General features: G+C 40.4%; 10 protein-coding genes and 1 other annotated feature. Of the genes, 9 read left to right on the top strand and 1 reads right to left on the bottom strand.

The annotated features are described in order from the left end of the window. On the top strand, window positions 1-400 hold a 400-nt coding region (locus HMPREF2655_RS09570), incomplete at its 5' end, for a G5 domain-containing protein (RefSeq protein WP_142352140.1). A 188-nt stretch (window positions 401-588) separates the two neighbouring features. Here HMPREF2655_RS09570 and ald read toward each other — a convergent pair. Further along, entirely contained in the window at window positions 589-1701 is a 1113-nt protein-coding gene (gene ald, locus HMPREF2655_RS09565) for an alanine dehydrogenase (RefSeq protein WP_070838722.1), read from the bottom strand. A gap of 176 nt (window positions 1702-1877) precedes the next feature. On the opposite strand from ald, the gene HMPREF2655_RS09560 reads away from it, so the two are divergent. From HMPREF2655_RS09560 to HMPREF2655_RS09525, 8 genes are all read left to right on the top strand, one after another. Beyond that, the gene (locus HMPREF2655_RS09560) at window positions 1878-2447 is read left to right on the top strand and encodes a GNAT family N-acetyltransferase (protein ID WP_070838720.1); all 570 of its coding nucleotides are present in this window, start codon (window positions 1878-1880) and stop codon (window positions 2445-2447) included. Window positions 2448-2513: 66 nt separating this feature from the next. Next, window positions 2514-3164: a helix-hairpin-helix domain-containing protein gene (locus tag HMPREF2655_RS09555; RefSeq protein WP_070838718.1), complete on the top strand. Its 651-nt coding sequence runs from the start codon at window positions 2514-2516 to the stop codon at window positions 3162-3164. Further along, on the top strand, window positions 3148-5388 hold the full coding sequence (locus HMPREF2655_RS09550; protein ID WP_070838716.1) for a DNA internalization-related competence protein ComEC/Rec2: 2241 nt from the start codon (window positions 3148-3150) through the stop codon (window positions 5386-5388). Before HMPREF2655_RS09555 ends, HMPREF2655_RS09550 begins: the two co-directional genes overlap by 17 nt. 73 nt (window positions 5389-5461) lie before the next feature. Next, window positions 5462-5593 (top strand) — a sequence feature (ribosomal protein L20 leader region). A gap of 15 nt (window positions 5594-5608) precedes the next feature. Beyond that, window positions 5609-6139, top strand: coding sequence for a translation initiation factor IF-3 (gene infC, locus HMPREF2655_RS09545; protein WP_000848184.1), 531 nt, complete (start codon window positions 5609-5611; stop codon window positions 6137-6139). Window positions 6140-6171: 32 nt separating this feature from the next. Beyond that, window positions 6172-6372, top strand: coding sequence for a 50S ribosomal protein L35 (gene rpmI / locus HMPREF2655_RS09540; RefSeq protein WP_001125942.1), 201 nt, complete (start codon window positions 6172-6174; stop codon window positions 6370-6372). A 51-nt stretch (window positions 6373-6423) separates the two neighbouring features. Continuing rightward, window positions 6424-6783, top strand: a complete 360-nt coding sequence (gene rplT, locus HMPREF2655_RS09535; protein ID WP_000124830.1) for a 50S ribosomal protein L20 — start codon at window positions 6424-6426, stop codon at window positions 6781-6783. 174 nt (window positions 6784-6957) lie between these two features. Beyond that, a complete protein-coding gene (locus HMPREF2655_RS09530; RefSeq protein ID WP_000635022.1) occupies window positions 6958-8622 on the top strand; it encodes a molecular chaperone HscC in 1665 nt (554 codons plus the stop codon). Window positions 8623-8635: 13 nt separating this feature from the next. After that, on the top strand, window positions 8636-11407 hold the full coding sequence (locus HMPREF2655_RS09525) for a J domain-containing protein (protein ID WP_001028664.1): 2772 nt from the start codon (window positions 8636-8638) through the stop codon (window positions 11405-11407). Window positions 11408-11423: the final 16 nt, after the last annotated feature.

The following is an 11423-nucleotide window of genomic DNA, read 5'->3' as shown; positions in this document are numbered from 1 at the left end:
AACGACTAAGGAAGAGACCAAGACAGAAGATGTTGCCTTCCAAGTCAAAGAAGTGCAGAACGCAGACCTTCCAGAAGGAAGTCGTCAAGTGACGACAGCTGGTAAGAAGGGTGTTCGCACCATTGTTTATACAGTGACTTACACAGATGGCGTTGAAACTGGTCGTCTTGAGAAATCAAGCAAAATCACCACTCCAGCAGTAGATGAGATTGTCGAAGTTGGAACTAAGAAAGATACTGTAACAACAGGGAACCAAGCTGAAAGCACTAAGAAAGAAGAAACTGCAAGCCAAGATAAGAAAGTTCTACCAAGCACAGGTACAGCTTCTACCAGTCTTCTTTCAATGATTGGTTTATTTATCGCCGGTCTAGTCGGCTTTGTCGTTCGTAAGAGGGACTAAGGCTCTCTAATTGTACAAAAGCATCTTTTGTACGAGAAATACTAAAAAGAACCCAGAATTTATTCTTGGGTTCTTTCTTTATAAATTAAAACGAATTACTATGGATAAGTTGTTAGAAACAATATCTTGTTATGGAATTTGTAGAGTAGTATGAGTCTGTTCTAGCTTGAAAGAATGGTTAACCAATTTTAAACTAGTTCATTGATAGAAGTAAAATCTCTACCCAGGCCTTGGGCAACTGGGAGGCTGGTCAAGTAACCTTGATAAGTGGTCACACCTTGACGCAAGCCTTCATCTTCAGCAATTGCTTGTGCGAATCCTTTGCCAGCCAGAGCTTCGATATAAGGAAGAGTGACATTGGTTAGGGCGATGGTTGAAGTACGGGCAACCGCACCAGGGATATTGGCAACGGCATAGTGGAGAACACCGTATTTTTCATAGACAGGTTCATCGTGCGTTGTCACACGGTCAGCTGTCTCGATAACACCACCTTGGTCAACGGCAACATCAACGATGACAGAGCCTGGACGCATTTGTTTGACCATCTCATCTGTAACCAATTTTGGTGCTTTGGCACCAGGGATGAGCACCGCTCCAATCACTACATCAGCATCTCTCACACTTGCTTCAATATTGAAAGAATTAGACATAAGAGTTTGAATTTGGTTTCCAAAGACTTCTTCTAGAACTGAGAGACGTTTCGCGCTGATATCTAAAATAGTCACTTGAGCACCAAGACCAAGGGCGATGCGGGCAGCATGTGTACCGACGACACCACCACCGATGATGGTTACTTTTCCTTTTGGAACACCTGGTACACCACCTAGTAGGACACCAGAACCACCAGCTTGCTTAGTAAGGAAGTGGGCTCCGATTTGAACAGCCATACGACCGGCAACCTCACTCATAGGAACGAGGAGTGGTAGTTGTCCTTGATTGTCACGAACAGTTTCATAGGCAATTCCTGTTGTTTTTGCTGCTAACATAGCTTCTGCTAATTCTGGAGCAGCGGCCATGTGCAAGTAGGTGAAAAGGAGAAGATCGTCGCGCAAATAACCATATTCAGAAGCTAGTGGTTCTTTTACTTTCACGACTAACTCGGCAGCCCATGCTTCTGCAGCAGTAGCGACAATCTCAGCTCCTTGCTTTTGATAGTCCGCATCAGTAAATCCTGAACCGAGACCAGCATTTGATTCGATGAGGACACGATGCCCGCGACTGACTAAACTATGGACGCCAGCAGGAGTGAGGGCAACACGGTTTTCATTATTTTTAATTTCTTTTGGGATTCCGATTAACATAGAGATAACCTACCTTTCAATTGACAATCTTGTTTTGGTTGTCACATTTCAGTTCATAAATCAAAAATGTGATGGTTTTATTGTATATGAAACCGCTTCAAAAATCAAGAAAAACTTGTCATTCAAATTTCTTTATGCTAGACTAGTGAGAATCAAGCTCTAATGGAGGAAAAAGTATGGAATCAATATTTGTTAAATTTTCCAAGTATCCAACTATAGAAACGGAGCGTTTATTGCTCCGACCTGTAACCTTGGACGATGCAGAAGCCATGTTTGAGTATGCTTCAGACAGAGAAAATACACGCTACACTTTTCCAACAAATCAAAGCTTAGAAGAAACTAAGAATAACATTGCTCAGTTTTACTTGGCTAATCCCTTGGGACGGTGGGGAATCGAACTAAAAAGCACTGGTCAGTTTATCGGAACCATTGATTTGCACAAGATCGATACTGTTCTTAAGAAGGCAGCTATTGGTTATATTATCAACCAAAAGTATTGGAATCAAGGATTGACGACAGAAGCCAATCGTGCCGTGATTGAACTGGCTTTTGAGAAGATTGGAATGAACAAGTTGACTGCTCTTCACGATAAAGACAATCCCGCATCAGGAAAGGTCATGGAGAAATCAGGTATGCGTTTTTCCCACGAAGAACCCTATGCCAGAATGGATAACAAAGAACCAGGTCGAATCATCACAAGAGTTCATTATGTCTTGACTAAGGAAGACTATTTTGCAAATAAATAAGCAGTTGAAAAAAATTTTTCGACTGTTTTTTCTTTCTCTTGCGAATAACTTAAGAGAGGAGAAAATATGGAAGCAATTATCGAGAAAATCAAAGAGTATAAAATCATTGTCATTTGTGCTGGTTTGGGTTTGGCCTTGGGCGGATTTTTCCTACTAAAGCCAACTTCACAAACATCTGTGAAAGAAACAAACTTGCAGGCTGAAGTTGCAGCTGTTTCAAAGGATTCATCATCTGAAAAGGAAATCAAGAAGGAAGAAAAGGATGAGTCTGCTGAACAAGATCTAATCACAGTAGATGTCAAAGGTGCTGTTAAATCGCCAGGAATTTATGATTTACCAGTAGGGAGTCGTGTTCATGATGCCGTTCAGAAAGCTGGTGGCTTGACAGAGCAAGCAGACAGCAAATCGCTCAATCTAGCTCAGAAAGTTAGTGATGAAGCTCTGGTTTACGTTCCAACTAAGGGAGAAGAAGTAGCTAGTCAACAGACTGCTTCTGGGACGGCCTCTTCGACGAGCAAGGAAAAGAAGGTCAATCTCAACAAGGCCAGTCTGGAAGAACTCAAGCAGGTCAAAGGACTTGGTGGCAAACGAGCCCAGGATATTATCGACCATCGTGAGGCAAATGGCAAGTTCAAGTCGGTTGATGAATTAAAGAAGGTTTCTGGTATTGGCGCTAAGACCATAGAAAAGCTAAAAGACTATGTTACAGTGGATTAAGAATTTCCCTATCCCCCTAATCTATCTGAGTTTCCTGTTGCTCTGGCTTTACTATGCCATTTTTGGAGTGTCCTATCTCGCACTGCTAGGTTTTGTTTTTTTGCTTGTCTGTCTCTTTTTCCAATTTCCTTGGAAATCGGCCGGTAAAGTTCTAGCGTTTTGTGGAGTTTTTGGTTTTTGGTTTTTGTTTCAAACTTGGCAACAGACACAAGCTAATCAAAACCTAGTGGATTCTGTTGAAAGGGTACGGATTTTACCAGATACCATCAAAGTCAATGGAGACAGTCTGTCCTTTCGGGGCAAGGCTGAGGGTCGCACCTTCCAAGTTTACTATAAACTCCAGTCTGAGGAGGAGAAAGAGCTCTTTCAGGCCTTAACAGACCTTCACGAGATAGAGATAGAAGGAAAACTTTCAGAGCCTGAAGGTCAGAGGAATTTTGGTGGCTTTGACTACCAAGCCTATCTGAAAACTCAGGGGATTTACCAAACTTTGACTATCAAGAGTATCCAGTCAATGAGAAAGATTAGCAGTTGGGATATAGGAGAAAATCTGTCCAGTTTACGTCGAAAGGCTGTAGTTTGGATCAAGATGCACTTTCCAGATCCTATGCGCAATTATATGACAGGTCTTCTTTTAGGACATTTGGACACGGACTTTGAGGAGATGAATGAGCTCTATTCCAGTCTTGGAATTATCCATCTCTTTGCCTTGTCGGGTATGCAGGTAGGCTTTTTCATGGATGCCTTTAAGAAACTCCTCTTGCGATTGGGCTTAACTCAAGAAAAGTTGAAGTGGCTAACTTATCCCTTTTCTCTTATCTATGCAGGTCTGACAGGATTTTCAGCATCTGTTATTCGCAGTCTCTTGCAAAAGTTACTATCACAACATGGTATTAAGGGCTTGGATAATTTTGCCTTGACGGTCCTTGTCCTTTTTATCATTATGCCAAACTTTTTCCTAACTGCAGGAGGAGTCTTGTCCTGCGCTTATGCTTTTATCTTGACCATGACCAGCAAAGAAGGCGATGGGATCAAGGCTGTTGCCAGAGAAAGTTTGGTCATTTCTTTGGGAATATTGCCCATTCTATCCTTTTATTTTGCAGAATTTCAGCCTTGGTCTATCCTTTTGACCTTTGTCTTTTCCTTTCTGTTTGATGTGGTCTTCTTGCCGCTTTTGTCCATCTTATTCATTCTGTCCTTCGTTTACCCAGTCACTCAGTTTAACTTTGTCTTTGAGTGGTTGGAGGGCGTCATTCGCTTGCTATCGCAGCTGGCAAGTAGGCCCCTGGTCTTTGGTCAACCCAACGCATGGCTGTTGATTCTACTGTTAGTTTCATTAGCCTTGGTCTATGACATGAGGAAAAACATCAAAAGACTAGCAGGAGTCAGTCTTTTTATTGTGGGGCTCTTTTTCTTGACCAAGCATCCACTTGAAAATGAAATTACCATGCTAGATGTTGGGCAAGGGGAGAGTATTTTCCTACGGGATGTAACTGGTAAAACCATTCTCATAGATGTAGGTGGTAAGGCAGAATCTGATAAGAAAATCGAGGCTTGGCAAGAAAAGGCGACGACCAGCAATGCCCAGAGAACCTTGATTCCTTATCTTAAAAGTCGAGGAGTAGATAAGATTGACCAGCTGATTTTGACCAATACAGACAAGGAACATGTTGGTGATTTACTGGAGGTGACCAAGGCTTTCCATGTTGGAGAGATTTTAGTATCAAAAGGAAGTCTGACACAGAAGGAATTTGTAGCGGAACTAGAAGCAAGTCAAACTAAGGTGCGCAGTGTGACAGCAGGGGAGAATTTACCGATTTTTGGCAGTTACTTAGAAGTCCTATCTCCAAGGAAGATTGGAGATGGGGATCGTGATGATTCTCTGGTTCTTTATGGAAAACTTTTGGATAAGCACTTTCTCTTTACTGGAAACTTGAAGGAGAAGGGAGAGAAGGAACTTTTAAAGCAATACCCTACCTTAGAGTTGGATATCTTGAAGGCAGGTCAACATGGTTCAAAGACTTCATCTAGCCCAGCTTTTTTAGAGAAGCTCAAACCAGAGCTTACTCTCATTTCAGTGGGCAAGAACAATCGTGCCAAACTCCCCCATCAGGAAACCTTGACACGAATTGAAAATATCAATAGCAAAGTTTACCGAACTGACCAGCAAGGAGCCATTCGCTTTAAAGGATGGAATAGTTGGCGAATGGAAACGGTGAGATAAAATAGATAAACTTTTTTGAAAAAATAACTTTTTATCTTGACAAGGAATAGAAAACTTGGTATCATATAAAAGTTGAGAAAAGCAGAAGTGAGAGCTTCTCGCCTTGTGACATCAAGTTGCCTGGCCCTACGGATGAAAAGTTTCTAAGAAACGCTATCATAACGTGCGGGCTTGTATCATTACGAGTCCGCTATTGTTTTTCTCTAATAATAAAAAAGAGGTGAAAACCATAGCAAAGCAAGACTTATTCATCAATGATGAAATTCGTGTACGTGAAGTTCGCTTGATCGGTCTTGAGGGAGAACAGCTAGGCATCAAGCCACTCAGCGAAGCGCAAGCATTGGCTGATAGTGCAAATGTTGACTTAGTATTGATTCAACCCCAAGCAAAACCACCTGTTGCTAAAATTATGGACTACGGTAAGTTCAAATTTGAGTACCAGAAAAAGCAAAAAGAACAACGTAAAAAACAAAGTGTTGTTACTGTGAAAGAAGTTCGTCTGAGTCCAACTATTGACAAGGGTGACTTTGACACAAAACTTCGCAATGCACGCAAGTTCCTTGAAAAAGGAAATAAAGTTAAGGTATCCATTCGCTTTAAAGGGCGTATGATCACCCATAAAGAGATTGGTGCAAAAGTTTTAGCCGAGTTTGCTGAAGCAACACAAGATATTGCGATCATCGAACAACGAGCTAAGATGGATGGACGCCAAATGTTCATGCAGTTGGCGCCAGCAACTGACAAAAAATAATTGTCAGAAAGTTAAATAAAGGAGAAAAAATCATGCCAAAACAAAAAACACACCGCGCATCAGCTAAACGTTTCAAACGTACAGGTTCTGGTGGACTTAAACGTTTCCGTGCTTACACTTCTCACCGTTTCCACGGAAAAACTAAGAAACAACGTCGTCATCTTCGTAAAGCATCTATGGTGCATTCAGGAGATTTCAAACGTATCAAAGCAATGCTTACTCGCTTGAAATAATAGCCTAACAGTAAGTAAACAATTCTAGGAAATATTTGGAGGAAATAAAACATGGCACGTGTTAAAGGTGGCGTTGTATCACGCAAACGTCGTAAACGTATTCTTAAATTAGCAAAAGGTTACTATGGAGCTAAACACATCTTGTTCCGTACTGCAAAAGAACAAGTAATGAACTCTTACTACTATGCATACCGTGACCGTCGTCAGAAAAAACGTGACTTCCGTAAATTGTGGATCACTCGTATCAATGCGGCAGCTCGTTTGAACGGACTTTCATACTCACAATTGATGCATGGTTTGAAATTGGCTGAAATCGAAGTTAACCGTAAAATGCTTGCTGACTTGGCTGTTAACGATGCAGCAGCTTTCACAGCTCTTGCAGATGCAGCTAAAGCAAAACTTGGTAAATAATGACAACTGTTTCATTCTTACTCTCGTGGTTTTTACCGCAGGAGTAGGGTGAAACTTTTTTATTTTCCTTAAACGATTTTCGATTTTAAAGAGTAAATCACAGATTTTTTCAAAGAAAATAGGATATTTCCTGTATAATAGGTATATCTAAAAAAGATTTGGAGTTAGAAGAAGATGATAGTAGGTATTGATTTAGGAACGACTAATTCTTTAGTGGGGGTTTATCAAGATGGTCAAATCAAGCTGATTCCCAATGCTTTTGGTGAGTATTTGACTCCATCTGTTGTGGCTTTAGATGACAATGATGAGATTATAGTTGGAAAAATTGCCAAGGAACGCTTGGTGACTCACCCAGATAAGACGGTTTCACAATTCAAGCGTTTTATGGGGACTAAACATGAGTTGACCCTAGGAAATCGAGCATATAAGGCTGAAGAATTAAGCTCTTTTATCATTCGAAAGTTGGTAGACGATGCAGAGACCTATCTTGGAGAAAAGGTCGAGGAAGTGATTGTCAGTGTACCAGCTTATTTCAACGATGCTCAACGCTATGCGACCAAACTAGCAGGGAAATTTGCTGGAGTTCAGATTGATCGGATTATCAATGAGCCTTCCGCAGCTGCTCTTGCTAAAAGATCTATGGTAAACCAGGAAGATCAATCTTTTATTGTAGTCGATTTTGGTGGTGGAACTCTAGACATTTCAGTTGTGGAGCTTTTTGATAATATCGTTGAAATCGTGTCAATCGCAGGGGACAATCGCTTGGGGGGAGAAGACTTTACTGCGGCTATTGCTGAGGAATTTTTAGTCTCCAATCAATTAACCAAGGATACTATTTCCCGTGAATTTTATAGCAAAATTTTGGTACAGGCTGAAAAGACAAAGCTGGAACTGAATGATAAAGAAGAAGTGAAGATGACAGTGATGGACCAAGATCAGGAATACTCTTTAGACTTGAGCTACCAGCGCTTTTATGAGCTTTGTCAACCGCTGCTAGCACGTGTTAAGGCTGTTTTGGACCGTGCCTTGATGGACGCACGCTATAGCTATGTGTCTTCTGATAATTTTGTTCTTGTTGGTGGGACTTCGAAACTCCGCTTGGTTCAGGACTTTTTATCCTACTGTATCAATCAAATGGTGCAGGTATCTGATGATCCCGATCGGATGATTGCGCGAGGTTGTGCCCTTTTAGCAGGAATCAAAGAACGCCAGGGTGAGATACGAGATTTATTACTGTCTGATATTTGCCCTTTTACACTGGGGATAGAAATAGTTGGTGACCGCTTTTCGCCGATTATTGAGCGAAATTCTACCCTGCCTGCTTCACGCATCGAACAGTACTATACGGCTGAATTGGGACAGAGTCAAGTCAAGATAAAGGTCTATCAAGGTGAGATGATGAAGGCATCACAAAATCTGTTTCTAGGAGAATTAGAAGTTCCCGTCCCTGTGAATACTCGAGTAAATGAAGGTTTCACAGTTCGATTTACCTATGATTTAAATGGGATTTTGGATGTCGAAGTGAAAATTGATTCAACACAGGAAGTCTTTAGTCATGTTATTCTCCAAGATAGTGTTACTCTGACAGAAAAGGAAATCAAGGCTAAGCAAGCAGAGTTGACTCGCTATAAGATTAATGCTCAAGAAACAGAGGTTTATCGCTTCTTGATTGAAAAAGCGAATCGCGTGTACAGTATGCTCTTGGGGAGAAGAAGAGATGAGCTAATGGCTGAAACAAGACGATTTGAAGAAGAGGTCAGCCAAGCATCTATGTATCATTTGCCAAAACTCTATCAATCATTTTCAAACTATCTAGACTTCCTAGAGCGAGGACTGTAAAAGAGGAGACCTTATGAATATATGGGAAACTTTAGGGATAGAGCCAACGACTGACGTCAAGCTTATTAGAAGGCGTTATGCTGAACTGGTTCGGCTCTATCACCCAGAAGACCAACCAGAAATTTACCAAGAAATTGTTGAAGCTTACCAAAAAGCCTTGACTTATGCGAGATATAAAAATACAAGACCAGAAAATAGTCTAAGAAAAGCGAGTGACTCTCAAGAAGCTACTGAACTTGAAGAAGAGGCGAATGAAAAACCTAACTCTAGTCTCAACTTTGAAAACTTGACTGAAAAAACGAAGACTGAGAACGAAGAGTCTGAAAGATCTGGTCTTGATTTCAGTGATTATCAGCAATCGACTGATAAAACCAGCGATTCCTTTAACTTTGAAACCTTTAAAGCAGAAGAGAATGAGCAAAAGTCCACCCTTGACTTTAGTGACTATGATGAGGAAGTTCAGCTAAATGGAGATTCTGAAGAAAGAGCTAAGAATACCCTCAACTTTGAAACGTTTGGTGACGAAGAGAACCAAGGGCAAGAAGGAATAACAAGGTCTACTCTTGACTTTAGTGGTTATAATGAAGAAACTTATCTGATTCGAAATGCGATTGAAAGTATTGTTGGAAATGACGGTTATAACCAAGAGGAACAAGAGCATCTATGGCGTCAGTTCTTTCATCAGTATCAGTATGATATGGACATTGTTCAATCCGTTTTAGAGGAAATGGATGTTTATATTTTTAATAAACCAGAGCAATTCTCTATCCTCATTCCCTTGCTGGAAGATTATATACCTGACTTCCGACACTGGGGCTATTACTATAAATTGAAGTATTGGAAAGTTAAAAGAGCTATAGCAGAAGAGGAAGGCAGTTCGCTTGAAAGCGCACATGAAGCCACTGAAGAATTCTATTATTCTTATCAACTTTGCCAAGAAATTCTCCAAGATTTTAACAAAGCAAATCAATTGAGCTCCTGGATAGAGTTTTTCAAGCACCCTTATTTGGCCTTTATGGTCTTAGATCAAGTAAATCAGAATCGTCAGATAATCAAGAGTGTGCCCGTTTTAACCTATATCCTGGAAAAAAACCGACAAGTCATATTTGAAGAGGATTATCCACTCTTGAACGACTTGGCTGATTACTTAGAGGAAGTAAAAGAGGAGCTGGGAGAAAACGTTGACTTTAGTCATTACACTCTAGATAATCCGGATGAAGTTGAGGCAGCCTTCTATGAGTTGCTCCATGCTCACTATGAAGACGAGTATAAACTGTTACGTGATTGGCAATACCTTTTTGAATCAGTCAAAGATCACACGCTCCTACTTGATTTGTTAGAAAAGGTGGACGTCTATCCTTTAACCAATGCGAAAGTGTTAGCCCTTGTTTTCCAATTTGTGGAGCGTTATAGTGATGAGGAATCAAATCCTTACCTGAAGAAACTTCATTTCTGGAAGAGTATCCATTCTTATCCTTCAGTGGTAGAGGAGTATGCACTTAACAAAAAAGAAAATTTTGATTACTGGTACAATGAAGGTTATCTTTATATAGATAAGCTCACCAAGAGCGATGAAGATATCAATGATTGGGAAAAGTGGAGAAGCTACTTTAAAGGAAGACCACGCATTCTAACGATTTTGCTTCAACAAATCTATAAGGAGTACCATCGGTTTACAGATGGCAAGCTCTTGAGATATGTTTTGGCTCCTTTTCCTACTTCTAAAATGGCTCCCCAAATGATGACGGAGGAGACAGACCAGAAACTAGAAGAGATGACAGCTTATGCTTATGAACTTAGTCATCCAAAGGCCAAGCTCTCTTATTTGGATTGGAAAAAAAGACAGGTATTTAATAATAAGTTTCTTCAGATTTTCTCTGGTCTCTTTACGATTGTATGTTTGCTACTCAGTATTATAGAGCGACCTGGTTATAATTCATGGGTTCATGCGGGCATGTTTTCACTCTTTTACGTCTATATGCTAAAATTAAGGAAAACACCGATTGAGGAGGGAGTGACTGCTAGAGGAGAAAAACGGAAATTCTACTACAGTCCTCATCCATGGTTCCTATTAATCTTGTTATTAATCCTCGTCATTCCATCCTTACCATTTGGTCTCATTGGTGCCCTTATGTTCATTACATTTTTCAGCTTCATCGATGGTTTCCAAGTGAGTCAGGGGCTGAAGTGGGATTATTCTTTGGAGAAGCTGATTCCTATCGGTATCTTTCTTTCTGCTGGTTTTCTTTCTGCTTTGGTAAATCAAAGCCAGACTATTTCAGGAGTTGCAACAGCCTACTTCCATATTTTTGCAATCCTTGTGATTTGCTTGTCTTTTACAAGATTCAGTCCTGGATTTCCACCATCTCTGAAGAAAATTTTCATACCAGCAATCTTGGGAATCCTACTCTTTCAAACGTTGCCATATATTCACAGCCGTTTAGATATCTTTGATCCAACTATTCTACGAAATGAAACACTGGCTATAACTGTTATCCTCTTGTTAAATGGAATTGCCTTATCTTATTTTACAAAGGAACAAGGCTTCATGATTGGTGTGAAGAAGGTCTTTATGATTTATGGATTGCAGATCTTTATTTTCCTAAGAAGACTGTTCCGAATCCTATTTGCACCAAATTCAGTTTTCGGTAATAACTATCATTACAAAGACTTACTAATCATGAACAGCGAATTTACGTTCTACTTCCTCGAGGGACTTTTTGTCCTGATCATGCTTTTCCTTATTCGCAATATACGCAAGGAAAATCGTAAAAGTGCTGCTTAGAATGAAAGCGTAGAGA

It is taken from the genome of Streptococcus sp. HMSC066F01 (genome assembly GCF_001837335.1).
Classification (GTDB): domain Bacteria; phylum Bacillota; class Bacilli; order Lactobacillales; family Streptococcaceae; genus Streptococcus; species Streptococcus oralis_S.
This window is presented reverse-complemented; position numbering and strand designations above follow the sequence as displayed.